Origin of the sequence: Carnobacterium sp. 1290_CSPC, assembly GCF_001053265.1 — a bacterium.
Classification (GTDB): domain Bacteria; phylum Bacillota; class Bacilli; order Lactobacillales; family Aerococcaceae; genus Aerococcus; species Aerococcus urinaeequi.
The window spans coordinates 1-26,608 of the sequence record NZ_JVVG01000090.1; the positions used below are offsets into that span (position 1 = coordinate 1).

At 39.6% G+C, this 26,608-nt stretch carries 22 protein-coding genes; 19 read left to right on the top strand and 3 right to left on the bottom strand.

Annotation, left to right across the window (positions count from 1 at the left end; translation table 11 throughout):
- The first annotated feature begins 97 nt into the window (after positions 1 to 97).
- On the top strand, positions 98 to 925 hold the full coding sequence (locus AC973_RS08105) for an exodeoxyribonuclease III (protein WP_048729451.1): 828 nt from the start codon (positions 98 to 100) through the stop codon (positions 923 to 925).
- An 84-nt stretch (positions 926 to 1,009) separates the two neighbouring features.
- On the opposite strand, the gene AC973_RS08110 is transcribed toward AC973_RS08105, so the two are convergent.
- Positions 1,010 to 1,837, bottom strand: coding sequence for a hypothetical protein (locus tag AC973_RS08110; protein ID WP_048729453.1), 828 nt, complete (start codon positions 1,835 to 1,837; stop codon positions 1,010 to 1,012).
- 296 nt (positions 1,838 to 2,133) lie between these two features.
- Here AC973_RS08110 and AC973_RS08115 point away from each other — a divergent pair, with 296 nt between their 5' ends.
- Positions 2,134 to 2,673 carry a sigma-70 family RNA polymerase sigma factor gene (locus AC973_RS08115; RefSeq protein ID WP_048729455.1) on the top strand — a complete coding sequence of 180 codons (540 nt, stop codon included), beginning with the start codon at positions 2,134 to 2,136 and terminating at the stop codon, positions 2,671 to 2,673.
- A gap of 8 nt (positions 2,674 to 2,681) precedes the next feature.
- Complete coding sequence (locus AC973_RS08120) at positions 2,682 to 3,260, top strand: N-acetylmuramoyl-L-alanine amidase (protein ID WP_048729457.1); 579 nt, start codon at positions 2,682 to 2,684, stop codon at positions 3,258 to 3,260.
- A 131-nt stretch (positions 3,261 to 3,391) separates the two neighbouring features.
- On the opposite strand, the gene AC973_RS08125 is transcribed toward AC973_RS08120, so the two are convergent.
- Complete coding sequence (locus AC973_RS08125) at positions 3,392 to 4,213, bottom strand: MetQ/NlpA family ABC transporter substrate-binding protein (protein WP_048729459.1); 822 nt, start codon at positions 4,211 to 4,213, stop codon at positions 3,392 to 3,394.
- Between the two features lie 215 nt (positions 4,214 to 4,428).
- Here AC973_RS08125 and AC973_RS08130 point away from each other — a divergent pair, with 215 nt between their 5' ends.
- From AC973_RS08130 to ftsY, 8 genes are all read left to right on the top strand, one after another.
- Positions 4,429 to 5,436, top strand: a complete 1,008-nt coding sequence (locus AC973_RS08130) for an MsnO8 family LLM class oxidoreductase (RefSeq protein ID WP_048729460.1) — start codon at positions 4,429 to 4,431, stop codon at positions 5,434 to 5,436.
- A 111-nt stretch (positions 5,437 to 5,547) separates the two neighbouring features.
- The gene (recG, locus tag AC973_RS08135) at positions 5,548 to 7,599 is read left to right on the top strand and encodes an ATP-dependent DNA helicase RecG (protein ID WP_048729462.1); all 2,052 of its coding nucleotides are present in this window, start codon (positions 5,548 to 5,550) and stop codon (positions 7,597 to 7,599) included.
- Positions 7,600 to 7,767: 168 nt separating this feature from the next.
- Positions 7,768 to 8,790, top strand: coding sequence for a phosphate acyltransferase PlsX (plsX, locus tag AC973_RS08140; protein ID WP_048729464.1), 1,023 nt, complete (start codon positions 7,768 to 7,770; stop codon positions 8,788 to 8,790).
- Positions 8,791 to 8,892: 102 nt separating this feature from the next.
- Positions 8,893 to 9,132 carry an acyl carrier protein gene (locus tag AC973_RS08145; RefSeq protein WP_004262367.1) on the top strand — a complete coding sequence of 80 codons (240 nt, stop codon included), beginning with the start codon at positions 8,893 to 8,895 and terminating at the stop codon, positions 9,130 to 9,132.
- An 80-nt stretch (positions 9,133 to 9,212) separates the two neighbouring features.
- A complete protein-coding gene (gene rnc, locus AC973_RS08150; RefSeq protein ID WP_048729503.1) occupies positions 9,213 to 9,908 on the top strand; it encodes a ribonuclease III in 696 nt (231 codons plus the stop codon).
- A 20-nt stretch (positions 9,909 to 9,928) separates the two neighbouring features.
- On the top strand, positions 9,929 to 13,504 hold the full coding sequence (gene smc / locus AC973_RS08155) for a chromosome segregation protein SMC (RefSeq protein ID WP_048729466.1): 3,576 nt from the start codon (positions 9,929 to 9,931) through the stop codon (positions 13,502 to 13,504).
- A gap of 84 nt (positions 13,505 to 13,588) precedes the next feature.
- On the top strand, positions 13,589 to 14,410 hold the full coding sequence (locus AC973_RS08160; protein ID WP_048729468.1) for a Cof-type HAD-IIB family hydrolase: 822 nt from the start codon (positions 13,589 to 13,591) through the stop codon (positions 14,408 to 14,410).
- Positions 14,411 to 14,874: 464 nt separating this feature from the next.
- Positions 14,875 to 15,900, top strand: coding sequence for a signal recognition particle-docking protein FtsY (gene ftsY / locus AC973_RS08165; protein ID WP_048729469.1), 1,026 nt, complete (start codon positions 14,875 to 14,877; stop codon positions 15,898 to 15,900).
- 379 nt (positions 15,901 to 16,279) lie between these two features.
- Here the strand turns inward: ftsY and AC973_RS08170 are convergent, their stop codons facing one another.
- The gene (locus AC973_RS08170) at positions 16,280 to 16,765 is read right to left on the bottom strand and encodes an LURP-one-related/scramblase family protein (protein ID WP_048729471.1); all 486 of its coding nucleotides are present in this window, start codon (positions 16,763 to 16,765) and stop codon (positions 16,280 to 16,282) included.
- A gap of 336 nt (positions 16,766 to 17,101) precedes the next feature.
- On the opposite strand from AC973_RS08170, the gene serC reads away from it, so the two are divergent.
- The 8 genes from serC to AC973_RS08210 all read left to right on the top strand — a co-directional run bounded on the left by serC (position 17,102) and on the right by AC973_RS08210 (position 26,372).
- Positions 17,102 to 18,184 (top strand): 3-phosphoserine/phosphohydroxythreonine transaminase, encoded by a 1,083-nt coding sequence (gene serC / locus AC973_RS08175; RefSeq protein ID WP_048729472.1) that lies wholly within the window; start codon positions 17,102 to 17,104, stop codon positions 18,182 to 18,184.
- Between the two features lie 105 nt (positions 18,185 to 18,289).
- The gene (locus AC973_RS08180) at positions 18,290 to 19,510 is read left to right on the top strand and encodes a 3-phosphoglycerate dehydrogenase family protein (protein ID WP_048729474.1); all 1,221 of its coding nucleotides are present in this window, start codon (positions 18,290 to 18,292) and stop codon (positions 19,508 to 19,510) included.
- A gap of 132 nt (positions 19,511 to 19,642) precedes the next feature.
- Positions 19,643 to 20,527, top strand: a complete 885-nt coding sequence (locus AC973_RS08185) for an ROK family protein (RefSeq protein WP_048729476.1) — start codon at positions 19,643 to 19,645, stop codon at positions 20,525 to 20,527.
- Between the two features lie 268 nt (positions 20,528 to 20,795).
- Positions 20,796 to 23,579 carry a cation-translocating P-type ATPase gene (locus tag AC973_RS08190; protein WP_048729478.1) on the top strand — a complete coding sequence of 928 codons (2,784 nt, stop codon included), beginning with the start codon at positions 20,796 to 20,798 and terminating at the stop codon, positions 23,577 to 23,579.
- A gap of 211 nt (positions 23,580 to 23,790) precedes the next feature.
- Positions 23,791 to 24,153, top strand: coding sequence for a putative DNA-binding protein (locus AC973_RS08195; RefSeq protein ID WP_048729479.1), 363 nt, complete (start codon positions 23,791 to 23,793; stop codon positions 24,151 to 24,153).
- Positions 24,154 to 24,213: 60 nt separating this feature from the next.
- Entirely contained in the window at positions 24,214 to 25,668 is a 1,455-nt protein-coding gene (gene ffh, locus AC973_RS08200) for a signal recognition particle protein (protein ID WP_048729482.1), read from the top strand.
- Between the two features lie 150 nt (positions 25,669 to 25,818).
- Positions 25,819 to 26,106, top strand: a complete 288-nt coding sequence (gene rpsP, locus AC973_RS08205; RefSeq protein ID WP_048729484.1) for a 30S ribosomal protein S16 — start codon at positions 25,819 to 25,821, stop codon at positions 26,104 to 26,106.
- Between the two features lie 20 nt (positions 26,107 to 26,126).
- The gene (locus tag AC973_RS08210; RefSeq protein WP_048729505.1) at positions 26,127 to 26,372 is read left to right on the top strand and encodes a KH domain-containing protein; all 246 of its coding nucleotides are present in this window, start codon (positions 26,127 to 26,129) and stop codon (positions 26,370 to 26,372) included.
- The last annotated feature ends 236 nt before the right edge of the window (positions 26,373 to 26,608 follow it).

The window sequence follows — 26,608 nt, forward strand, 5'->3', positions numbered from 1 at the left end:
CAATGACGGTCGCCCTAGAACTTGATTCATCCATGTAATGAATTACACGGTTTTCTCAAGAGGCGACTTTAAATAAAATGAATAAAGGGGTTTAATGATGAAGTTAATTTCATGGAATATTGATTCTTTAAATGCGGCCTTGACTGGTGCATCTCCGCGTGCAGAATTATCACGTGAGGTTTTAAAGATGATTCGTGAACATCAACCAGATGTGATTGCGATTCAAGAAACAAAGTTATCGGCGAAGGGGCCAACAAAAAAGCACCTTGAGCTATTGGAAGCGAAAGTACCAAATTATGAAATTCAGTGGGTGTCTAGTGTGGAGCCTGCACGTAAAGGTTACGCTGGTACCATGTTCTTATACAAGAAAGACTACACGCCAGAAGTCACTTTCCCGCAAATTGGGGCACCAACGACGATGGATTACGAAGGTCGTATGATTACCTTAGAGTTTCCTGATTTCTATGTAACCAATGTTTATACACCAAATGCAGGATCTGCTTTGGCACGTTTAGAAGACCGCCAAGCTTGGGATGTGCAGTATGCAAACTATTTAGCGGACTTGGATGCGAAGAAACCAGTGATTGCTTGTGGTGACTTTAATGTCGCACATACGGAAATTGATTTAGCACACCCCAAAAATAATCATTTTTCTGCTGGTTTCACTGATGAAGAACGTGCTGGTTTTACGAACTTATTAAACCGCGGTTTCACAGATACCTTCCGTCATATTCATGGCGACGTTGAAGGTGTGTACACTTGGTGGGCACAACGAGTGAAAACAAGTAAAATCAATAACTCGGGATGGCGCATTGATTATTGGTTGGTGAGTGACCGGATTGCAGACAAAGTGCAAAAATCTGAAATGCTAGACTCTGGCACGCGTCAAGACCATACACCAATTTTGTTAGAAATTGATATCTAGTCAGGGAAGATAATAGATCATAAGGCTGGGCTAATGGTAGCTCAGCTTTTTTAATTTACACTAATCCTTGTACGGCGTTTGATCCTATTCTTTAATGCCTTTTTGAATTTTGCGTATCTTCTTTTGTGTGTTTTTGCCTGCGATTTTTTTTAATTTCTCTTGACCAAAAACATAGTAGAGAATATTGGCGAAAAGTTGGTACATACTATCTAGCTGGCCAAAGTCTACATATGCTTTAATGGGTTGATAGGCAGATTCGCTAACCATAAATTGTTGATTGTCAAGTGTATCCTCATCAGCTTGATTGCTTAATGATTGATGATGAGTGAAGTGGTTGAACTGACTATAAAAAGCCATTTGATTAAAGAATCGTAAGTGTTGTTGGCGGAAGGTGGCATAAAAACCCATTTTTTCTCTTAAATATTTATTTTTTAGATTGATTCTATATTTGAAGTGGTTGTCTACTTCAATCCAGGTATCCTTCTTGCACTGGGCGTCCGCATAGTAGACTCGTATATTATGTAAGGCCAGGATGTGATTGGTATCCTTTTCGTCATGAAAGCGTTGGAAGGCAAACTTTCCAAGGGTAATCGGTAACCGCTTATTACTATCCAGAATATTCGTGTGTGCTTGATTGAAATAAGTCGCCGGGAAGGCATATTTGTCATGCCAAGCTTTCAAGAGTGACATGGTGTCTAGGTGACTAATGCCAAAGGATTGGTCGGTGAAAAGAATAATTGTCTTAAAAGGTAGTTTGAATGTCGATACATTATAGAGAAGAGACATGTTTTGAAGCAGTTGATTGAAGTGACGGGGATTTCCAGTGATGGCTTTTTCGATGATTGTGTTGAGATGGTCTTGCCAATTGAATTTTTCTGGGACTGTTTCAAGATTCTTGTTATCTATGCGCATGTTCTACCACCTTTATACTTTTTGTTATCTTATTTATAACATTGTATTTATTTTTTTGAAACCAAATAATTGCTAGGACTTGAAAATAGATTGATTTATATTTAATAAGTGATAATTTGGCGAAAATTAGCCGTTTTGATTCAATGTTTTTATCTTTTAGGTGATAATTGCAATCAAAAATACTAGTCAATCAGCGTGGCGCGGGCTTGCCTTTTTCCGAGTATTAAACGTATTTTAAGTTACCTGCAGGTGATGAAAAGATACTTTAAGCTCGTTTAGGGGAGGAAATTGCTTTTATGTTTGATCAATATCAGTATCCGGAGTTGTTGGACCAGTATCATGGTGTGATTGTGCATGTCTTAAATAGGTATCATGTGGATGTGTATAAGTCTTATTACGATGATATTTACCAGTTGGCGCAGATTGCTTTATATCAAGCAGCGGAGGATTTTGATGGGAATCCGCTAAGTGAGGCTGACCGTTACCGGTTTGTGGCTTATGTGAAGCGGGTGATAGCTTGGCGGGTGTTGGATGAATTGCGTAAGCATACACGTCAAGGTGGTCAGGAGTTTTCGACAGCGGATGACTGGGTGTTTGAGGATGGTTTAGGTGAGGGGCCAAGGATTGAGCTAACAGCTGATATTGAGCATTTCTTAGCTGAGGCGGCGAAAATATTACAGCATCGTGATTTAGACTTTCTATACCAAGTGATTGCTTGTCAGGGGAAGACCAAGTTATTACTTGAAATTTACCCAATTTCCCGCCAAGCGATTTACAATAAGAAACGTCATTTGATGGACAAACTACAATCTATTCGCCATTTATTGGTGGGTTAGGAGACAAGATGAAATCAACAACATTTAAAGAATATAAAGGCCTTTTAATTGCGTTTGGACATGGAAATGGGGACCCAGGTGCCGTATCTGGGCAATTTACTGAGGCAGAAATGGTACGGAAGTTAAAACCCTATATTGAAAAATGGGCTAAAGCAGCTGGTATCAAAGTGGCTTTCTATATGGACAATCTTTACCAACATGCAACAGATATGAAGACCTACGCGGATTGGGTGATTGTTGAAGTACATATGGATGCGGCTCTTCAACCACAAAAAGGCGGGCACATAATCATTCATTCGGACTATGTGACAGATGCCATAGATGATAACTTGATTGCGATGATTCAAAAGCATTTTGGCTTAGTCACTAGAAATGGTTTAGGCTTATCAAAAAGAGGGGACTTGTTGAATTGTAACAATGCCCGTCGTTGGGGAATTAATTACCGCTTGTTGGAATTATTTTTCCTAGCAGATGCAACTGATCGTAATTATTATTTGGCTAATTTAGACTTAGTGGCTAAAAATATGGTGGAGGCTGTTATAGGCGTTCAAGTAGCCGAGGATAAAGTATGCCAGTGTACGCGCTAGCTAGGGTAAATGTGTCATAGCGATATGTTAAAGACCTAAAATCAATCCAATGTGCTTATAAGAAAAGCCATCGCGGTGAGGAATGAATCGTTACCGCGATGGCTTTTTTGTCTTTTGTATAAGTCTATAATCTATTGATTTTCCTCAGGGATAATCCAAAACTCTGTGCCAATTTCTTCGTTACGGTCAAGTACTGCTTGGTTGAAGTCTTCTGATTGATAGATAGCTTTAATATCTTCCACCCAAGCTTGGTCCATTTTATCCGCAGTCGTAATGGCTTCAAGTAGTAGGCCTTCAATCGGTTGTTCTGTGACCAAACGGGAGTCTAAGTCCATACCCGCGTCATAAGCGATTGATCCAGCAACTAAGGCATAGGAAACGTCTTGGATTGCGGGTGGGATAGCAGCACCTTGCATTTCGACAATTTCAATACCTACATGATTTTCTTCGATATCGTCAGCAGTCACTTTGGCTGGTTGAACGTCTGGATTTAACGTAATCCAACCAAGGTCTTCCATGAGTAGTAAACCACGCATCATGGAAACTGTACCATTACCGATAGCAATGGTATCACCTGCTTCAACATCATCAAGACTGTCTTTTTGACCCGGATAGATAGCTGCCGGTACAGTTGGGATACGGACAATTTGTTGAAAGCTAGCACCCAGAGTGTCATTGTAACTTTCAGTGTTCAAACGGTTACCGTCTACATTGATATCCGCTTCACCCTCATCAACAGCAATCATTGCTTGGCGTAATTCAGAAAACTGAATTTCTTCAACGGTATAACCTTGTTCTTCTAATCTTGGGGCAACTTCTTCCATAAATAGAATAGAATAAGGGCCAGGTGATGTGGCCACTTTGATGGTTTGTGCATTTTCCGTTTGCTTTCCGCAAGCAGCGACCACCAAAGTGATTAAAGCCAGTCCAAGATAACGCAAATATTTTTTCATTTTTCTACCTCCCAAAGGTGTTATATCTATCCACTTAAACTTATCACAGATTGTCATAATTTGAGATGCAATATGCTTGTGAAGGGCTACTGCATGTGGTTGATTACTGATAGCGAGTTGTTTCTTTTCAAATTTTGTAAAAGTAATTGGACAGTTTATTCTTTTTTCACATATGGTAAAATAAGGTTATTGAAATCAGTAAGAGGAGTGACAAAATGACTTTAGGGATAGGTATTTTAGATTTTATACCTCGGGATAAAAATACATCGGTATTAGAGTCCTTTGAGCAATCAATAGAACTAGCTAAACTGGCGGATGAAAAGGGCTTAGACCGGTACTGGTTAACAGAACACCACTCAACGCCAGCTGTCTTATCATCAACTCCACAGTTATTATTAGCCCGTTACGGTGCAGCAACAAAGCAGATTAAGTTGGGTACGGGTGCGGTGATTATCAATAATTCCACTCCTTATCAAATTGCAGAGAACTATATGGTGCTTGAAGCCATGTATCCTGGGCGTATTGAAGCAGGTGTTGGCCATTCTATGCCAAAAGAAGTTACCCGTCAGGAAACATTAGGGATGCAGATTAACCGTGGACTAGATTATGAAAAGACGATTTCACAAATTGCAGGTTTACTTTATGATGATCTAGCAACTGAAGATGAGATGCATGGGCTACGTGTAATGCCTACTTATTTTGACGGCGTGACGCCACTTTATACTATGCTAGGTTCACGCCGTAATGCGAAGTTTATCGCCGAAAAAGGTTTAGGAATGGTATTCGGTTTATTCTTCTCAGGAGATTTGGCTGAATGTATTGAAACAATCAGGATTTATAGAAAACACTTCAAACCTTCTAAAGGAATGCCAAAACCTTCAGTATTCATCGCCCTTTATGCAGTGACTTCTACAAGGCGCAATATGAAGGAAGTATTAAACTATGCTTTAAATGATTGGATAGATGCACTAGAAGATGACAAACGTGCTTATTTAGAGTTGATGGAAGTGTCTGAAGCAAGAGACTTTGTTACAACGAGTGATCCGGATGCAGAAGATAGACATGCTTCAAGAAAAGTGTATGGTACACCTAAACAAGTGGAAATGCAGTTGCGCCGTTTGAAAGAAGAAACCAATGCAGATGGTTTCTTAATCGCCAATCATTTATCTGGGTTTGCGAATCGCCGTGCGTTAATTGAAATCTTGAGCCAGGTCAATATTTAAAGGTCAAAACGCTAATGATCTTAATAATAAGGTGAATTTAATGGAAGAAGCCTGGTTTGACCGGGTTTCTTTCATTATAGCTAGCTACTTTTAAGGAAAGGGGGGATTATGATGGCACGAACTTTATCCGATTCAGTGACAGTTTTGAAAGGTGTTGGCGCAAAAAAAGCGGCATTATTAGAAAAGGTTGGGATTTCAACGGTTGAAGATTTACTTTACCATTTTCCTTTCCGTTACGAAGATGTGTCTGTAAAATCGGCCGGTGAATTAGTGGATAATACCAAAGCTTCGGTAAAAGGTGTGGTAGTGACGGAACCCGTTGTCCAATATTTTGGGCGCAATCGTAACCGTTTGACTTTTCGCTTAGCTATGGACCATGAGGTATTGCAGGTTATCTTCTTTAACCAGCCTTACTTAAAAAAGAATATTCAGGTCAACCAAGAAATTGTTGTGTATGGGAAATTTGAAGCGGCTAAACAACAAATTGTTGGGATTAAACTCTTTTCCAATCATCAAAATGTAGAAGATAATGACAATGATTTTGAAGCAATTTACCATTTAACTCAGGGTCTATCAACTAAATCGCTGACCGATTTAATCAAACAAGCCATCGATTTATACGGAGACCTAGTTGTGGAATTATTGCCCGAAGCTTTGCGGGAAAAATACCAACTCATGCCGCATAAGTTAGCTATCCAACAAATTCATTTTCCAGATAGTCAAGAAAACAACCGGCAAGCACGTAGGCAACTGAAGTACCAAGAACTCTTCTTATATGCCTTGAAATTACAATGGCGCAAATTACAACAACGCCGAATTGCCAATGGTGCTCAAATACTTTATGATAACGACCATCTTCGTGACTTTATCCAGACGATTCCCTTTGAATTGACAGCTGGCCAAAAGGCTGTAGTGAATGAAATTTGTGCAGATTTGCGGCAACCCTTCCAGATGAACCGTCTTCTTCAAGGAGATGTTGGTTCCGGGAAAACGGTAGTAGCTATGATTTGCTTAGTGGCAACGATTGATGCAGGTTTTCAAGGTGCTATGATGGTACCAACTGAAATTTTAGCTGACCAACATTATGCCTCCATTTCAGGATTCTTTGAAAAAACGGATTACAAAGTGGCTTTACTGACGGGGTCGACGAAAACTAAAGCACGGCGGGAAATTTTAGCCGATTTGGTAAACGGGGACATTGACCTTTTAATTGGGACACATGCCTTAATTCAAGATGATGTGAAATTCGCTGACTTAGGGATGGTTGTGATTGATGAGCAGCACCGGTTTGGGGTTAACCAACGGTCTAAATTAGTGGCAAAAGGTGAATTTAAAGCGCCTAATGTCCTGTATATGACCGCAACGCCAATCCCTCGTACATTGGAGATTACGATGATGGGGGATATGGACGTTTCTAAGTTAAAGGAAATGCCTTCGGGGCGGATTCCGATTGAAACGGCATGGGTCCGTCATAACCGACAAGCCCAAGTTGATGAACAAATTTGGCGAGAAGTTAGAAAAGGCCGACAAGTTTATATTATTTGTCCTTTAATCGGTGAGTCAGAAGCCCTAGAAGCGCAAAATGCTGAACATATATACGAAACTTATGCCGCTCAATTTGGTGGGCAATTCTCAGTAGGTTTATTGCACGGGCAAATGAGTGCGGACGAAAAAGACCAAGTCATGGAAGCCTTTAAGAATAATGATATTCAAATACTCGTGTCCACAACGGTGATCGAAGTAGGCGTTAACGTACCCAATGCGACTTATATGGTGATTCTAGATGCTGACCGGTTTGGTTTAGCCCAGCTCCATCAGTTAAGAGGACGGGTAGGACGTGGTGAGCATGCATCATATTGTGTTTTAGTAGCAGATCCAAGAACAGATAACGGGAAACAGCGGATGAATATTATGGTTGAATCGACAGATGGTTTTTACCTTAGTCAACAAGATTTAGAATTACGTGGTGCCGGTGATTACTTTGGCACCCGTCAGTCTGGTCTACCAGAATTTAAGGTGGCTGACCCAATTGAAGATGGTGTCATTTTAGAAGTGGCTCGTGAAGACGCCATCCACTTTATTCCTTACTTTGAAGGCCATTTAAATGAATTCACTGAATTAGCCGAATGGCTTGACCAGCAAGTGACAACGATCAACGCTTAGGATTATTGGTGCAATAAAAATTTAGGCAAAATAAAGACAATCAGGGCCAAGGTGCTGTAAGTTTTCAAGCTTTAATCCTTTTTCCCTTATAGGCTACAAGTGGCTTTGGGTATGATATAATAAGGTCATCATTTTTGAATTTATTGAATGTAGAAAGTAGGCATAGAAATGAGAATTGCAGTAGATGCAATGGGTGGCGATAACGCGCCTAAAGAAATCGTCTTGGGTGGCTTAAAAGCTGCAGCTGAACGTAAAGACGTCACCATCATATTTTATGGAGATGAAGATGCGATCAAAGCAGAAATTGAAGGGCCTACACCTGAAAACGTGGAAATTGTTCACGCAGCAGATAAGATATTATCTGAAGATGACCCAGTAAGAGCTGTACGTACAAAACGTGAATCATCTATGGTGATGGCAGCGCGTGCAGTACGAAACGGTGAAGCAGATGCCTTGATTTCAGCTGGTAACACAGGCGCCTTATTAACAGCAGGCTTACTAGTGGTCGGCCGGATGAAAGGTGTTGAGCGTCCAGCCTTAATGGCAGCTCTACCAAACTTAGCCAATATTGGGGACTCAGTATTATTAATAGACTGTGGTGCCAATGCGGAATCAAAAGCGTCATATTTAAATCAATATGCAGTCATGGCAACAGCCTATGCCCGAGCAGTCTTGAAAAAAACTGCACCTTCAGTTGGGTTATTAAATAATGGTACTGAAGACAATAAAGGGAATGATTTGACGAAAGAAGCCTTTGGTTTATTAAAAGCCAATGATCAGATTCACTTCACTGGTAATATCGAATCTCGTGAAATTTTAAACGGGGTAGCAGACATTGTCGTAGCTGATGGATTTACCGGAAATGCCGTATTAAAATCAGTTGAAGGAACAGCAGCTGCTGTAATGAAATTGGTTAAAAATGCGATTATGGACGGTGGCGTTAGCGCTAAACTTGGTGGTTTACTAATCAAAGGGTCATTAAAAGATATGATGTCTAAAATTGATTTAGACCAAGCAGGCGGCGGTATTTTATTTGGTGTTAAAGCACCAGTATTAAAAGCACATGGTTCTTCAAATGCGACGAGCGTCTTTCATACAATTTTACAAGCAGTGACAATTGTAGATGCAGATATTATTGAGGAATTGGCCACAACATTTGAAAAAGAAATGGCTACTAAGAAGGCAGAATAAATTTGCTGAAAGTGGGGCTAGCTTGACTTAGTTTCCCCCTTTTTCAAAAAATAAAAAGTTTTAGTTGATGTGTAATATAGGATTTTATTTAGGAGGATTTTCATGGCAGAGAGTACAACTTTTGAACAAGTAGCGGCTTTAATTGTGGAACGTTTCGGTGTGGAGGCTTCTAGTGTGACGCCTGAGATGTCGTTTACGGACGATTTGGGTGCGGATTCGTTGGATGTTGTGGAATTGGTGATGGAATTGGAAGATAATTTCGGCATCCAGATTTCTGATGATGATGTTGAAGAAATTAAAACTGTTGCGGATATTGTGAAGTATATCGATAGCCATAAGTAGGCTTATGATTCGATGTTTGAGGAGGCTGGCAGTTGGTTGTCCAGCCTTATTTTATTGAAAATAATGAAGGAGGAATTTTCATGGATTTATCAGGTGTGAAGGCTTTATTGGCTGATCAGTTTGATTTGGAATTACAAGATGAAACGCATTATATTGAGGCATTTACCCATTCTTCGTATGTGAATGAAAACCAAAAGCTAGCTTTAGAGGATAATGAGCGGATTGAATTTTTAGGGGATGCGGTTTTAGAGTTAGTGGTTTCTAATTATTTATACCGTAATTATCCCGAGATGGATGAGGGACGGATGTCGTCTTTACGTGCTTTAATTGTTCGCGAGGAGTCATTGGCTAAACGTTGTGTTGAGTGTGGTTTTGACCAGTTTGTACGTTTGGGTAATGGTGAGGAAGCAAGTAACGGACGCAAGCGCCCATCTTTATTATGTGATTTATTTGAGTCGGTTCTAGGTGCGATTTATCTTGATCTTGGGTTAGATGCGATAGAGCATTTGATGTCCCTAACCATTTATCCTAAGATCAAGAATGGTGATTTTACGCGTTTATCTGATGCAAAAACGGCCTTACAGGAAGAGTTACAAAAAGAGGGTGCGATTCAGTTAGCCTATGAACTTGAGAGTGAATCTGGTCCAGCCCATAGTAAGGAGTTTCATGTGGCAGTTCGTTTATATGATGACATCATTGGACGAGGTGTGGGCCATTCTAAGAAGGCTGCGGAGCAAGCTGCTGCGGCCAATGCATTGGAATTGTTGAAAAAATAGTAGGAGAAAGGAATTAGCCTGTGTACCTAAAAACAGTTGAAATAGTCGGCTTTAAGAGTTTTGCGGATAAGACGACAATCGAATTTGATAATGGGTTTACAGCTATTGTAGGACCAAACGGCTCAGGGAAGTCGAACATTACAGAGGCCATTAAGTGGGTTCTGGGGGAGCAATCTGCCAAGTCCTTGCGTGGATCTAAGATGTCTGACGTTATTTTTGCTGGGGCTGAAGACCGCCGTAAGGGGCAGTACGCCCAAGTAACCCTCAATTTTGATAACAGCGACCGCGCCTTGAATTTTGAAACAGATCAAGTGGCTGTTAGCCGGCGTTATACAGCTTCCGGGGATTCTGAATATATGATTAACCGCCGTCCCTGCCGCTTGCGTGATATCACGGAATTGATGATGGATACTGGAATAGGACGGGATTCATTTTCAATTATTTCTCAAGGTAAAGTAGAACAGATTTTCACCCAGAAGCCAGAGGATAGAAGGGGTATTTTTGAAGAGGCTGCTGGTGTTATGAAGTACAAGTCACGTAAGCATGAAGCTGAACGGAAGTTGAAACATACTGAAGAGAACTTGCACCGAATTTATGATATTTTATCTGAACTTGCTGACCGGGTTGAGCCCTTAGAAGAACAGAAGAATGCAGCTTTACGTTATAAAGCATCAAAGGCAGAATTATCTGACATTGAGATTGCATTAACGGCAGTTCAGATTGAAACCTTGAATGAACAATGGCAAGTAGCCAAAAACGATATCTTAGCTTACGGTGAGGATATTCATAACCGTCGAGCTGCTTTAACTAAAACACAAGCCTCGCTTACGGATTATAAAGACAAGGCTAGTCAAGCAGATGCATCCGTTAACGAGTTGCATGAGCAATATGTTGACTTGGTGAAAAATGCTGAGCAATTACAAGCTAAAATTCAAGTTCACCACCAAAAAGTCCTTTTCAAGGAAAATAACCAAGCCAACCAAGCTGAGAATCTTGATAGTTTGAAGGCTGCGGTAAAAGACTTTAAAGCTTCCATTATCCAATTAAAAGCCCAATTAGCGGATATGGAAAAGGATATCGCAGATAAAAAGGCTAACCGTGATGGTCTACTGACTGCGCTTGAAGACCTGTCAGATGATTCTGAAGCAGCAGTTCAAGCTAAGAGAACCGAATATATTACAGCACTACAAAAACAGTCCAGTCTACAAAATGACTTAAGCCAGCTTGAGAAGGATATAGCGAATGAAGTCGCCTCAGTTGAAAAAAACCAGTCTGAACGAACAGCTAAAGAAACTACTTTAGCTGAATTGAAAGCCCAACTTGATAAGGCTGAAGCGGATAAGGTAAGTATGGGTCAAGAAATAGAGTCTTTGCTTAACCAATATCAAATGAAAGATCAAGAGGTAAAAGCCAAGCAAGATGAGGCTTACCGAGCTAATCAAGAAATGAACCAAGCGAATCAACGGCTAATGCAGGCTACTGCCCGTAAAGAGTCGCTGGAAGATTTGGACCGGGACCATGCTGGTTTCTACCAGGGGGTTAAGGCCGCTTTAGACCTATCAGATAAAATTCAGGGTGTCCACGGGGCAGTTGCCCAATTGCTCCGCGTACCAGATACTTATACTGGAGCCGTTGAAACCGCACTTGCTGGCGCTATGCAAAATATTGTTACAGAAAATGGTCAGGTAGCTAGCCAATTAATTGGTGAATTGAAACGGCAACGGGCAGGGCGGGCAACCTTCCTACCCCTTGATGTGATTAAAGGCCGGTCAGTAAATCCCAATGACTTGAATAAAATTCAGTCAATGCCTGGATTTATCGGCGTGATGGTTGATTTAGTAGACTTTGATAGTCAATACCAACAAATTATGGCCAATTTAATGGGTAATGTCATTGTCGCTGATAATCTTGATAATGCCCGTGTGATTGCTAAAGCACTATATTCTCGCTACCGGATTGTGACCCTTGAATCAGATGTGATTAACGCTGGAGGGTCAATGACTGGTGGGGCAACGAAACGGAATAACAATGCTGGTTTATTGTCCCGGAAAACGGACATCGACCACTTAAGTCAGGAAATCAAGGCCTTGACCGCAACCGTAACCAACTTGCAAGAAGAGATGCACCAAGCGTCGCAAGTATCTGAAGAGATGGTGAAAGACCTTGAAACAATCAAAGCACAAGGTGATGAAGCACGCTTTAGTGAACGGACTTTAACGAGTCAAATTGACCAGTTAACCGGGCAAATTGCTGATTTAAATGAAGCTTTAAAAACTGGTGAAAGCCTGCAAGCTTCTGCTTCAAAAACGAAGGCGAAACAAGAAAAAGCAAAAGCGAAGTTAGAAGCGGATTTAAAAGTTGTTGACGATCAAGTAGATCAATTGAAAAATCTGATTGAGGATATGAACTTGTCCGCTACTGATAAGGCGGAAAAAAGGGTGCAATTACAAGGGCAATTGCAGGCTGCTGAAACAGATTTAGCGGTCATGCAATCGCAATACACTCAAGTTGAAAGTCAATTAGCAGGTCAAGAAGCTGAATTAGCAGCAAAAGAAAATCAGGTAAGCCAAGTAGAAGCAGAACTAAAATTGATGCGTGAAGCTATTTTATCCAATTCTGAAACTTCTGGCACCTTGGAAGCTGACTATCAAGCAGCTGTGAAAGCACAGAAAGATTGTGAAGCTCAATTAAAAGCGGTCCGAAAAGTCCGCAATGAGGCGCAGAATAAGGCTGATGCCTTAGACAAAGAAGTCCAAGAAATGAATACACATCTCCAAGACTTGCTTGAAAAGCAAGCTAAGGTGGAGGCAACAGCTTCTCGATATGAAGTATCGATTGATAACCATTTAACCCACCTTCGGGAAGAATACGGTCTGACCTTTGAACGGGCAAGAGCGACGTCAGAATTAACCATGTCTATGGAATCAGCATCCTTAAAAGTTCGTCAGTTAAAAAAAGAAATTGAACAAATTGGACCGGTTAATTTAGCAGCCATTGATGAGTTTGAAGAAGTAAATCAACGGTTTACCTTTATGCAAAAGCAACGAGATGATGTGTTAGCGGCTAAAGAAAAACTCTATCAAACAATTTCTGAAATGGATGAAGAGGTGGCTGAACGATTTGAACAAGCCTTTATTGCTATTCGGGATGCTTTTGAAGATATCTTTCCTAAATTATTTGGTGGAGGTCGGGCGAGTCTGAAATTGACGAGGCCGGATAATCTGTTAGAATCGGGAATTGACATTGAAGCTCAACCGCCAGGGAAACGGCTGCAACACCTATCCTTATTATCAGGTGGGGAAAAAGCTTTAACTGCAATTGCCTTATTGTTTGCGATTTTAGATGTGAAAACTGTACCTTTTTCTATTTTAGATGAGGTGGAAGCGGCACTTGATGAAGCCAATGTAGCTCGTTATGGTCGGTTTTTACGTGAATTTGCAGATAAGACGCAATTTATTGTGATTACCCACCGTAAGGGGACGATGGAGTCAGCAAATATATTGTATGGCGTAACCATGCAGGATTCTGGTGTGTCTAAATTGGCGGCTGTTCGTTTAGAAGAATTTGATGAGAAATTACTAGAATCATCAAATTAAAGAGGATTTATTCGTTTTTCATGGGGAAATGTGGCAAAATGTAAGTAATTTAGTAAAAATATTGAACAGAAATATGAGGGCATTATGATTGAATTAATTGCAATTGATTTAGATGGCACTTTGTTACGGAATGATAAGACGATTAGTGAGGGTAACCGTGAAATGATCCGCAAGGCGATTGATAATGGTGTGGATGTCGCAATTTGTACTGGGCGACCACTTGAAGCAATTCAAAAATTCTTGGATACTTTAGAGACAAATACTGATGACCACTATTCAATTACTTATAACGGTGGACTAGTCGTTCAAAATAAGACTGGTAAGGTGGCTAGCCAAGTGACCATGTCTATGGCGGATGCTAAACGGTTATATGACGTGATGGCGTCTCTAGAATTACCACTTGAAGCGGTATTAATCGATGCAGTTTATCAATTCCCATTCCCTGAAAACCATCCAGGTCTTTATCAACAAACAATGAATTTCTTACCATTCAAACAATTTGATATGGACAATTTAGATCCAGAAACGCCTATTTTTAAAGTAGTCGTGAATACAGAAACGGACCATTTAATACGTATGATTGATCAAATTCCAAACTGGGTATATGAAGATTTCGAAGTGATGCGTAGCCATCCTTTCCAATTAGAAATCATGCCTAAAGGAATTGATAAAGGGACTGGTGTGAGTCATTTAGCGGATATTTTAGAATTAACTAAAGACCAAGTGATGGTAATTGGTGACGAGGAGAATGACTTAGCTATGCTTAAGTGGGCAGGCACATCTGTGGTGATGGAAAATGGTCGACCAGATGTAAAAGCGTTCGCTGATTATATCACAGATTCTAATGAAAATGATGGGGTTGCTAAAGCAATTGACCATTTTGTTTTCTTTGAAACAGATAATTAATAGTTATAATAACTATTTTAAATTTCTAAAATTGTAGGTAAGCTGTAGGCTTTCACTACTTCTAGCATTGCCTTAATTGCAGTGGGACCGGAATTAGCCAAAGTCTAATTCCTTGTCTGACGATTCAGAGAGTAAGGCATAAATGCCAACTCTCTGATATGGGTCAGTCATCCTTTTTCACTGCTAAGGCATGCTAGGATAGTTCCAACCTTATGTTGAACACGACTGACACTATTTAATACAAGAAGTAGTCAGTACAATAAATTTAAAATTTGTATCCTAATGTCAACTTTATCAAATGGTATTTGGTTCTTGAAAATCTGTTTCAATTGTTTTCCATGGATAATATTTTAAAAGTATTCTGGTCGATTATTTTATAATATAGAGTAGGTTCGTTGATATATTACTTGACCTATAGTTTTATGATTACATACGAGATTTTATTTTAGTAAAGGAGTGATATGATGGGATTATTTGACCGTATTAAACGCGCGTTTACGGGTGAGGATGAGATTGTTGAACAACAGCGTCAATCTGAATCGCCTAGTCAAGAGCAGATTGTCTTTGAAAAGTACGATAAGGGTGTTGAGAAAACACGTCGTTCTTTCTCTGACCGTATGAATGAATTATTTGCTGGTTTCCGCCAAGTGGATGATGAATTTTTTGATGATTTAGAGGAGACTTTCATTTCTTCTGATGTTGGTTTTGACATGACACTTGCCTTATCTGATGCAGTGCGTGAGGAAATACAACGTCGCGGTGCTAGTTCAGGGGAGCAAGTAAAAGATGTCATCATTGAAAAAATGGTGGAGATTTACGACAAAGGTGGCGAGCCGAGTATTGAAATCAATGAAAATCCAGATGGCCCAACAGTTGTTTTATTTGTTGGGGTGAACGGTGTCGGGAAAACAACTACCATTGGGAAAATGGCTTACCAATTAAAACAAGATGGTAAAAAAGTCTTGCTTGCTGCAGGGGATACGTTCCGTGCGGGTGCGATTGAGCAATTAGAAGAATGGGCACGCCGTATTGATGTACCAATTGTGACTGGTAAGGCGCAAGGTGACCCGGCTTCTGTGGCTTTTGACGCTGCTAAAACTGCGCGTGAAGGTGGTTATGACTACTTATTAGTAGATACAGCTGGACGTTTACAAACTAAAATTAATCTAATGAATGAATTAGATAAAATGAAGCGTATCTTAACACGGGAATTACCTGGTTCGCCTCATGAAATATTATTGGTACTCGACGCAACAACAGGACAAAATGCCTTAGTCCAAGCTAAAGAGTTTGATAAGACTGTAGATATCGATGGTATTGTCTTAACCAAACTTGATGGAACTGCCAAAGGTGGCGTGATTTTTGCAATTCGTTATGAGATGGATATTCCCGTTAAATTTATCGGACTTGGTGAAAAAGTGGATGACCTGCAAGTATTTGATGCAGAGAAATTCATTTACCAATTAATTAAAGATGTTGTAGAAGTTTAATTTGAATAGATAGCAATAGACTAACTTAAGCCATAGATGAATGGTCAAGTTAGTCTATTTTTTTGAATATAGAATAAAGAATTGAATTTTGGTTAATCATATTTCTGGTCACTATTGCCGGTGGGGATGTTAATTTAAGGCATTTTCGCTATCTGATCACTTTAAAGTGTTACTTTTAGACAAATCTCTATGCTATTTCTGAAATTTTCCATCAAAAAAACTTGCCTGGAATGAGAGCAGGCTAGTTTTTTTGATGAAGAAAAATATTCAGCTGTGGCGCTAAAGTGAATTGATGTACTGAAAATTGTTGGGGTGTATTTTCAGTACACCTCTATTATAGCGATTTCAGCTTTGTTATCGGTCACCATTTTTACGTTTTTCAACTCGATTGTTGCTTGTCACGGATAGTATCAATCGCAAGAATAATCGCGAGGACAATAATGGGGTCTACTTGAGTATCATCAATCGTAATTTCAAACGTATCTGACCAAGATAGCATTTTTGCTTTAACCTCCGCAATTGTCTGATTTTTTTCATCTGTAATGACATATTGCCAACCTAAAAAGTCTCCTTGAATAGTCCATCCAATATCTTCAATGGCCATTTTGGTTTTAAATAAGGTCATTTTTTGTTGGATAGTAGCTATATAATCATTGCCTTTGTAGACCTTTAGGTGGGTTAAAAAGCGAAAAGGCGATTCTTTAACATAAGCCAGTTCCTCATTTGTTAGGACATCATAAATCCGTAATTGGCGACCAACTGAAAATAATTTGCTAGATACACGAAATAGGGGTGTTTGATTGTGGTCGTAAATATTAAAATCCTGCTTCAACGAAAATAACTTTTGCTTCATATACAATTTCATGTTCCCATCCCCTTACACATCTTTTTATAAAATTATAACTTATAAAATTTAGAAAGGACAATATATGTACTAATTGGTTAGAAATCAGTATCTTTTCTATTTTTTAATTCACGAACTTTAATATAATTGATTTGTGAAATATGGGCTTATTAACGTACAAAACTCATAAAATTAAAGATTTTATTCTGTTTTCATATGCACAAAGTGTTATTCGAATAAAAAATTAGAGAAAAATAAGTTGAGATTAGGGTAGATTAAAATTAGATGAAAGCATATAATAGTGGTGACGATGTGAAGTCGTTCAAAATATGTAAACCAATAGATGGAGGAAATTAAATGACAACTGTTTATAATTTCTCAGCCGGTCCGGCAGTATTGCCCAAGGCTGTATTAGAACAAGCACAAGCGGAACTTTTAAATTACAACGGTACAGAAATGTCCGTGATGGAATTGAGTCACCGCTCTTCCTCCTTCGTTGATATTATCGAACGAGCTGAACAATTACTACGCGATTTGATGCACATTCCTGATCACTATAAAGTTTTATTCTTACAGGGCGGTGCAACACAACAATTCACCATGGTACCAGCAAACCTTGCGAAAGGACAAAAGACTCAATATGTGAATACTGGTTCATGGGCTACAAAAGCCATTAAAGCAGCCGAAAATTTAGATGATGTGTCGGTTGATGTCATTGCATCTTCTAAGGCAAAGGGGTTCACAGCAGTTCCAGAAATTACTGCTGAAGCTGTTGATCCAGAAGCTGCTTACTTACATATCACAACTAACGAAACAATTGGTGGTGTTACATTCCGTGATGTTCCTACTTTTGATGGTGTGACTTTAGTAGCGGATATGTCATCTAATATTTTAGCGAATGATTATAAAGTAGAAGATTTCGGTTTAATTTATGCGGGTGCTCAAAAGAACTTGGGACCTTCAGGGGTTACAATTGTTATTGTACGTGAAGATTTACTGAAAGAAGATAAATCCTTACCAGACTTCTTCTCTTATGCAACACAAGCAGACAAAGGTTCTATGATTAATACACCACCAACATTTGCAGTTTATATGGTTGGTTTGGTATTAGAATGGGTAGCAGCGCAAGGCGGACAAGAAGCAATGTATGCGAATGCTAAAGAACGTGCGAACTTATTGTATGACTACATTGATCAATCTGATTTATTTGTAAATCATGTAAAAGTAGAAAACCGTTCATTAACCAATATCCCGTTCTTAACGAACGACCCTAAATTAGATAAAAAATTTATTGCTGAAGCGGATGAGGCAGGATTTAAACAATTAAAAGGTCACCGTTCAGTGGGTGGTATGCGCGCTAGTTTATATAATGCTTTCCCATTAGAAGGGGTTAAAGCACTAGTAGCATTTATGAAAGCATTTGAAGAAGAAAATAAATAGTCTGTCAACGACTTAAATAGTCGGCTTACATTGTAATGAGCGTAATCAACCGACATGTAACCGGATGTTGTGCCCGCTGTAAAGTATGGAGGAATTATTGAACAAATGGAATTAAAAGATAAAGTTTATCAATTAACGACTTATAATGCGATCGCTGCTGAGGGTATGGAACGTTTTGAACGAGCAAAATATGCTATTAATGAAAATGATGATCCAGATGCATTGATTTTGCGTTCAAAAAATCTGCATGATATGACATTTAACGATTCATTAAAAGCGATTGCGCGAGCTGGTGCGGGTACAAATAATATCCCAACTCAACGCGCTACTGAAGCGGGAATTGTTGTCTTCAACACCCCTGGTGCGAATGCGAATGCGGTTAAAGAGTTAGTGCTAGCTAATTTATTGTTATCTGTTCGTCCTATTTTACAAGGACATGAATGGATACAAAATTACAAGTTTGGTCCAGATGATGATGTTGAAGCGATTGTTGAAGCGAACAAGAAACAATTTGCTGGAAATGAATTAGAAGGTAAGAAACTAGGTATTATCGGTTTAGGTGCTATTGGTGCTATGATCGCTAACGATGCTTACCGTTTAGGGATTGAAGTGTATGGTTATGACCCATATGTGTCTGTGGATACTGCCTGGAGTATTTCGCGTCGTGTTAACCGTGTGATGGAATTAGATGATTTATTAAAAATCTGTGATTTTATTACTGTTCACGTACCTTTAATGGATTCAACTCGTGGTATGATTGGCGAACGTGAGTTGGCTATGATGAAAGAAGATGTGCAATTATATAACTTTGCTCGTGGTCCGATTGTAGATAAAGAAGCAGTTTTAAAAGCTGTTAATGACAACCGTATTGGTGGGTATACTACGGACTTTGCGGATGCAGATTTATTACACAATGAAAAAATCCGTGTGTTACCACATTTAGGTGCCTCTACTGAGGAAGCAGAAATCAATTGTGCCCGTATGGCAGCTGGAAACTTAAAACGCTTTTTACAGACAGGGGATATTGTAAATTCAGTTAACTTCCCATCTGTACAAATGAGCTTTAATTCACCAGTTCGTATCACAATTATTAATCGTAACATTCCAAACATGATTGGTAAGATTTCAACTTTCGTGGCGGAACAAGGAATGAATATTGCGAATATGGTGAACCGTGGTCGTGGTGACTTTGCATATACATTGGTTGATTTAGAGGAATTAGATTATGAGAAAGTTGAGCGTTTAGTCGCAAGATTAGAGGAGATCCCAGATATTGTTCGAGTGCGGGCAATTGAACATCCAGGTCAATTCTTTGAAGAAGTTTAAGTTATTGAATAGATTCTTTAGCAAAAACAAATTTGTAGAGAGGCGGTCACAAAAGTGTCGGCCTCTCTTTTTATAATAGTAGCAAGTATTGTATAATATGGGAAAAGATTACAACAATGGAGGCAATTAATCATGACAAGAGATTTATTATATGGTGGTATAGAGGCTGGTGGCACGAAGTTTATCTGTGCGGTAGCTGACGAAGACTTAAATATTATTGACCAAGTGCGTATTGATACGACGGTTCCAGAAGAAACCATGGGTGAATTAAAAGATTTCTTTGACCAATATGAAGTGGAAAGTTTTGGTATTTCATCTTTTGGCCCGATCGACATCAATCATGACTCGCCAACTTATGGTTATATCACCTCAACGCCAAAATTGCCTTGGCAAAATTATGATTTTGTTGGGCAAATGAAAGCGTGGTTTGGTGATAAACCGATTGCTTGGACAACGGATGTAAATGGCGCGTCACTTGCTGAAAACACGATGGGTGCTGCAAAAGGTGCTAAATCTTGCCTTTATTTAACTATTGGGACTGGTGTTGGTGGTGGTTTCTCTATGAACGGGGAAATTTACCATGCACACAGTCATCCGGAAATGGGCCATATTAAAGTTGCTCAAGACCCTCATGACCACTTTGAAGGGGCTTGTCCATTCCATGGTAATTGTATTGAAGGACTTGTGTCAGGACCTGCCATTGAAAAGAGAACAGGAATTAAAGGTGCTGACTTACCTTCAGATCATGAAGTCTGGGACTATGTGGCAAATTATTTAGGGCAAGCGATTGCAAATTATACTTTAACTTTAGCGCCGGAACGCGTCGTACTAGGTGGTGGTGTTATGCATCAAGATCAATTATTGGATAAGATTCGTACACAAGTAGAAAAAGCGCTTGCTAATTATGTTAAATTGCCAGCAATGACAGATTATATCCAGTTACCTAAGCTAGGTGACAATGCTGGGATTACTGGTTCACTGCTATTAGCGAAACGTGCTTTAAAAGATGTAAAATAGGCAGATGATTGAAAGATAGCGGTCCTAATTTTATAGGTATAGGTTCTTGAATAGGATGAGCTAGTCAGTAGTTCCGCTAATGAAGTCAGATATATATAAGGTTGGAAGTCATCTTCCAGCCTTTTTTTGGTAGGAAGCATTTATGATTGAGATTAGCTATGGCTAAAAATGTCGTATTCGCAAGTTGAATCATTTTTAATGAATAAAATATTATGTTAACATAATATGTAAATAGAGCTGAACGTTCTATTAAAGAAAGGATGAGGCGATGAGCAAAAACATTTATCAAAAAAAGTTACAAGAGGTCATTGATGAATTAGAAACATCGAAGACTGAAGGATTGAGTGATCAGGAAGTTTCTGAACGTTTAGAAACTTATGGGGAAAATAAGTTACAAGAATCGGATAGTAAGTCTAAGTGGGAGATCCTATTAGATAATTTAAATAACATTATCGTTTATTTACTAGCCGTCGCAGCCATAATTTCAATTGCAATGGGTGATTGGATTGAAGCTATAGCCGTGATGCTGGCCGTTCTCATTTCGGTGCTGACTGGATATTTTGTAGAAATTAAAGCCCAAAAGTCTGTGGAAGCCTTGCAAAATATGGTCAATACTAGTGTACATGTGATCCGAAACGGAGAAGAGATTGAAATTGATTCTTCTCAGTTAGTCCCAGGAGACGTGATGGTTCTTGGTGAAGGAGACGCGATTGCTGCAGATGGTCGTTTGCTTACAAGCAACAACTTTGCAGTCATGGAAGCGTCATTGACCGGTGAATCTGAAGCTGTGGACAAGGACCCAGATGCGACTTACGACGAAGAAGAGTCAATTGGTGACCGGTTAAATATGGTCTTTTCAGGTACTGCAGTGACGCGTGGTAAGGCGCAAGTTATTGTAACTGGTACTGGAATGGAAACTGAAGTTGGTCGTATTTCTGAAATGATGACGGGTGAAAAGGACATGCAAACCCCGTTAGACAAAGAGGTTGACCAATTAGGTAAAGCCTTGATTGTCGTAGCTTTCATAGCAGCAGCTTTAGTAGTTGCTATTGGTTTATTCAACGGCAACCCGCCAAGCGAAATCTTACATATTGCAGTAATCCTTGCGGTAGCAGCAATCCCTGAAGCTATGCCAGCTGTTCAAACCATTACCTTATCAAATGGTATGCAGACAATGGCTAAACACCAGGCCTTGGTTAAAACACTTTCTGCAGTTGAAACCTTAGGTGCTACGTCGATCATAGCGTCAGATAAGACGGGTACATTAACAGAAAATCAAATGATGGTTGAAAGTATCATTATTAAAAATGATGCCCAATATGAAGTTTCAGGTTCAGGCTATACACCTGAAGGCGATATTACAAAAGATGCGGAAAAAGTAACTTTCGATATTGATTCAATTGAAGATGTTGACGATTTAAGCGACAACAAGGCTGTCTTATTGAAATTGATTACGGACGGTTACTTGTCATCTGATGCCCGTTTAATCGAACGTGATCAACTAGATGATGAAGAAGCAGCTGAATTAGAAGACGAAGATAATCAAGACCCATATACCATTAAAGGTGACCCAACAGATGGTGCCTTAACGGTATTAGGCCATAAAGTCGGTCTATCACCACAGTGGGAAAAAGACAATGACTACAAACTTGTCCAAGAAATTCCATTTGATTCTGAGAAGAAATATATGGCAGCACTTTACCAATTTCCAAATAACATCCACCGCCTAATCGTAAAAGGTGCTATGGATGTGGTCCTAGATTTAGTGGCAACTGAAAACGGTGAAGAAGATTTCTGGCAAGAGAAGAATGACGACCTGACAGCAGACGGTAACCGTGTAATTGCCTTGGCTTCATATACCCTTAAAGACCAAGGGGACGCGGATAAAGTCGCTGACGACATGGAAGCTTGGTTGGACAACAATACAGACAAGCTAACCATGGACGGATTATTCGGTATCATTGACCCGCCACGTCAAGACGTGAAAGATGCTATTGCCCAAACACAAGCGGCCGGTATCCAGGTGAAAATGATTACAGGAGATCACCCAAGAACCGCATCTGTTATTGCCCGCGATATTGGGATTGAAAACCATGAAAATACCATGACTGGTAAAGAATTGGATGCGATCCATGAGGATAAAGACTTTATCGACAAAATTCGCGATGTGGCCGTATTTGCCCGCGTATCACCAGAAAACAAGTTACAAATTGTTCGTGCCTTCCAAGATTCAGGGGACGTTGTGGCGATGACAGGTGACGGGGTTAACGATGCGCCGGCCTTAAACGGTGCTGATATCGGTGTCGCTATGGGTATTCGTGGTACTGAGGTTGCTAAAGAAGCTTCTGACATGATTTTAACCGATGATGCTTTTGGTACGATTGTGGACGCGGTTCGTGAAGGACGTATCATTTTTGAAAATATCAAAAAATACATTTCCTTCTTATTCGCATGTAACATGGTAGAGATTGTGGCAATCCTAACGACGATTGTCTTTATGTTACCAATGCCAATTCAACCACTACACATCTTATTCTTAAACCTATTAGTAGATATTGGTCCAGCGATTGCTTTAGCCTATGAAAAAGCAGAAGCAAATGTTATGGAACATCCACCAAGAAATCCGGAATCTGGTTTAGTCAATAAGACATTCTTAAGTCGGATTATCATCTCAGGTGTGATCATTGGTCTAGGTGCCTTCGGGGTATTCTACCTATTCCATAATATCTTTGGTATGAGCTTAACTTATGCACAAACTGCGACATTTACTTACATGGCAATTGCGCAATTGTTCCATATCTTAAACGTTCGTCGTTTATCAGGATTTGGACTTGATAAGACCTTCTTCCAAAACAAACTACTATTAGCCGCAATGGCCTTCTCAGTAGTACTACAATTATTGGTTGTTTATGTACCTTTCTTAAACAATGTATTTGGTACAGAACCATTGACATTAGTTACTTGGGGTATTATCCTAGCTATCGTTCTAGTTGTGACCATTATTGTATACTTAGTGAAGAAATTAGCTGGGTTGAAAGATCCGGAAGCTTAATTATTAAGGCAAGTGCGTGATCGGGGGCTAAATTTAGCCTCCGATCTTTTTATATTGTGGATAAAGTATATCAAATACTTGAAGTTGATAACCGATAAAAACGACTAAAGGACTTGGGCCATATCGTTGATTCTAGGGGTTTGATAGTGTATACTAAACACTTGTAAAGGAAAACTGCTTGACAAATTTTAGACAGATAGAAGAGGCTTAGATGGAGATTCAAAAAACAAATGAAATGAATACCCTATTGATTTTTTATGGGGATTTATTAACTGAAAAACAACGTGTTTATATTGAACTGTACTATGCTGAAGATTTTTCTTTAGGGGAAATCGCAGAACATTTTGATGTGTCTAGACAAGCAGTTTATGACAACATTCGACGGACCGAAAAAAGTTTGTTGAAATATGAAAATCATTTGCACTTGGCGCGTGATTATTATGCGCGTGAAGCGGTAGGGGAAAAGATGGCTGCCTATGTAGCGAAAAAATACCCAGATGATACGCAACTAGCAGACTATATGAAGCAATTAATTGCGATCGATAACCGTGATGAAGTAAGTGAAGAATTTTAACAAATAAGCATCCGAATTGAATGCTTAAGATGAATGAATAAATAAGGAGTGTTACCAAGAATGGCTTTCGAAAGTTTATCGGATAGGCTACAAGGCGCTGTCCAAACGATGGGTAAGAAGGGTAAAATTACCGAGGGCGATTTAAAAGAAATGATGCGTGAAGTGCGTCTGGCTTTACTAGAAGCTGACGTGAACTTTAAAGTCGTGAAAGACTTTGTGAAACGTGTCAATGAACGTGCGCTAAACAGTGAGGTATTGCAATCACTATCGCCAGCGCAACAAGTCGTTAAAATTGTAAACGATGAATTAACTGACTTAATGGGTGGAGAACACGAAGATATTCAATTCGCAACCACACCACCAACCGTGATTATGATGGCGGGTCTTCAAGGTGCCGGGAAAACAACAACAGTTGGTAAGTTAGCGGCTTTCTTGAAGAAAAATGACCACAAGAAACCCTTGCTGGTAGCCGGAGATATTTACCGTCCAGCGGCTATCAACCAGTTACAAACAATCGGTCAACAATTAGACTTACCAGTCTTTACTTTGGGTGACCAAGTAAGTCCAGTTGAGATTGCTACTCAAGCGATTGAACATGCTAAAATGAATGGTCATGATCTAGTCTTCATCGATACGGCCGGTCGTCTACAAATTGACGAACGGTTAATGACTGAGTTAAAAGATATTAAAGCAGCCGTTAATCCGGATGAAATCTTATTAACTGTTGACTCGATGACTGGTCAAGAAGCAGCCAACGTTGCTAAGGCCTTTGACGAAGAGTTGGATATCACAGGGGTTGTCTTAACGAAATTAGATGGTGACACCCGTGGTGGTGCGGCCTTATCTATCGTTTCTGTAACTGGTAAACCGATTAAATTTACGGGTACTGGTGAGAAATTAAACGAGATTGAGCGCTTCTACCCAGACCGTATGTCTAACCGAATTTTAGGTATGGGGGATATGTTAACCCTTATCGAGAAAGCCCAAGCTGAGTTTGATGAAAATGAAGCAGAAGCGATGGCAGCTAAGATGCGGGAAAATACCTATGACTTCAATGACTTCATCAAAAATATGGACCAAATGAATAAGATGGGTTCAATGAAGGATATCTTGAAGATGATTCCAGGTATGAATAAAATGGGGAATTTGGACGACTTAAATATTGATCCGAAACAAATGGCGCAAACCAAAGCCATGATCCAATCTATGACCCCGTATGAGCGTGAAAATCCAGATTCAATCAACCAATCACGCCGTCGTCGTATCGCCAAAGGGTCAGCGACTACACTGCAAGAAGTGAACCGTTTAATTAAACAATTTAACGAGTCACGTAAAATCATGTCAGCTATGTCTAACGGCAACATGGGTGCTCTTCAAAACATGATGGGTGGCCTAGGAGGCGGTGGCTTCGGTGGATTTGGAGGCGGTGGCAACCGTAACCAGAACCGCGTCGCTGAATTACAAGCCAAACAAATGGCCCGCAAGCTGAAAAAAGCTAAGAAAAAAGGGAAGTAAATCTATTTTCGACCCCAGGGGAAAATAATTTTGCCCTGTAAAGAGAAAATACTTTACAAGCTGACAAAAACTTGTTATCATGTTTACTTGTGATGAGCTTTTAAGGCTTTAAATATATAAAAACACTTAATTTTTAGGAGGAACTTACTCATGGCAGTAAAAATTCGTTTAAAACGTATGGGATCTAAACGTAACCCATTCTACCGTATCGTTGCAGCAGACGCACGTTCACCACGTGATGGTCGTATCATTGAAAAAATTGGTACTTACAACCCAACTACTCAACCAGAAACTATTGAGTTAGATGAAGCGTTAGCTTTAAAATGGCTAAAAGATGGTGCACAACCAACTGATACAGTTCGTGACATTTTATCTCGTCAAGGCGTTATGAAAAAACACCACGAAAACAAATTAGAAGCTAAAGCAGCTAACAAATAAGCGTAAACACTATGAATGATATGCCAAATATTGAAGATTTATTGCTAACAATTGTGAAACCATTGGTGAATCATCCTGATGAAGTCCAATTGAACATTGTTGATGGAGATGAATTTTTAGAATACCATTTGTTGCTACATCCTGATGATGTTGGCCGGGTGATTGGCAAAGGTGGCCGCGTTGCAAATGCAATCCGTACCATTATCTATTCAGTCCGAGTAGAAGGACCAAAGAGAACTCGCTTGGTAATTGATAGAGAAGATTAGAAGGATGTGAGACAGGGCGTATAGACAGGAGATGATGGAAGAATGGTGCCTCACACAAAGTGTGATGCAAACTATTCTGAAGCGGACACCTGTCTGCCCTGGCGAGCTCAACTTTTAATTGAGTTTAGACAAAGTTTGCAACAAAGCAATTCGCTTTTTAAGGGCGTAGACAGAAATGTCTGCGTCTTTTTTTGTATGCTTTTATTGTAGGCATTAACTGCACTGTCTTGGTTTTT

Excerpts from the sequence above, each read along its gene's own strand:
- AC973_RS08160 (WP_048729468.1), top strand. The coding sequence starts at position 13,589 with ATGATTGAATTAATTGCAATTGATTTAGATGGCACTTTGTTACGGAAT.
- AC973_RS08185 (WP_048729476.1), top strand. The coding sequence starts at position 19,643 with ATGACAAGAGATTTATTATATGGTGGTATAGAGGCTGGTGGCACGAAG.
- AC973_RS08125 (WP_048729459.1), bottom strand. The coding sequence starts at position 4,213 with ATGAAAAAATATTTGCGTTATCTTGGACTGGCTTTAATCACTTTGGTG.
- plsX (WP_048729464.1), top strand. The coding sequence starts at position 7,768 with ATGAGAATTGCAGTAGATGCAATGGGTGGCGATAACGCGCCTAAAGAA.
- AC973_RS08180 (WP_048729474.1), top strand. The coding sequence starts at position 18,290 with ATGGAATTAAAAGATAAAGTTTATCAATTAACGACTTATAATGCGATC.
- AC973_RS08130 (WP_048729460.1), top strand. The coding sequence starts at position 4,429 with ATGACTTTAGGGATAGGTATTTTAGATTTTATACCTCGGGATAAAAAT.
- AC973_RS08105 (WP_048729451.1), top strand. The coding sequence starts at position 98 with ATGAAGTTAATTTCATGGAATATTGATTCTTTAAATGCGGCCTTGACT.
- AC973_RS08170 (WP_048729471.1), bottom strand. The coding sequence starts at position 16,765 with ATGAAATTGTATATGAAGCAAAAGTTATTTTCGTTGAAGCAGGATTTT.
- AC973_RS08115 (WP_048729455.1), top strand. The coding sequence starts at position 2,134 with ATGTTTGATCAATATCAGTATCCGGAGTTGTTGGACCAGTATCATGGT.
- AC973_RS08195 (WP_048729479.1), top strand. The coding sequence starts at position 23,791 with ATGGAGATTCAAAAAACAAATGAAATGAATACCCTATTGATTTTTTAT.
- ftsY (WP_048729469.1), top strand. The coding sequence starts at position 14,875 with ATGGGATTATTTGACCGTATTAAACGCGCGTTTACGGGTGAGGATGAG.
- AC973_RS08210 (WP_048729505.1), top strand. The coding sequence starts at position 26,127 with ATGCCAAATATTGAAGATTTATTGCTAACAATTGTGAAACCATTGGTG.
- ffh (WP_048729482.1), top strand. The coding sequence starts at position 24,214 with ATGGCTTTCGAAAGTTTATCGGATAGGCTACAAGGCGCTGTCCAAACG.
- AC973_RS08120 (WP_048729457.1), top strand. The coding sequence starts at position 2,682 with ATGAAATCAACAACATTTAAAGAATATAAAGGCCTTTTAATTGCGTTT.
- rnc (WP_048729503.1), top strand. The coding sequence starts at position 9,213 with ATGGATTTATCAGGTGTGAAGGCTTTATTGGCTGATCAGTTTGATTTG.
- AC973_RS08145 (WP_004262367.1), top strand. The coding sequence starts at position 8,893 with ATGGCAGAGAGTACAACTTTTGAACAAGTAGCGGCTTTAATTGTGGAA.
- recG (WP_048729462.1), top strand. The coding sequence starts at position 5,548 with ATGGCACGAACTTTATCCGATTCAGTGACAGTTTTGAAAGGTGTTGGC.
- AC973_RS08190 (WP_048729478.1), top strand. The coding sequence starts at position 20,796 with ATGAGCAAAAACATTTATCAAAAAAAGTTACAAGAGGTCATTGATGAA.
- AC973_RS08110 (WP_048729453.1), bottom strand. The coding sequence starts at position 1,837 with ATGCGCATAGATAACAAGAATCTTGAAACAGTCCCAGAAAAATTCAAT.
- serC (WP_048729472.1), top strand. The coding sequence starts at position 17,102 with ATGACAACTGTTTATAATTTCTCAGCCGGTCCGGCAGTATTGCCCAAG.
- rpsP (WP_048729484.1), top strand. The coding sequence starts at position 25,819 with ATGGCAGTAAAAATTCGTTTAAAACGTATGGGATCTAAACGTAACCCA.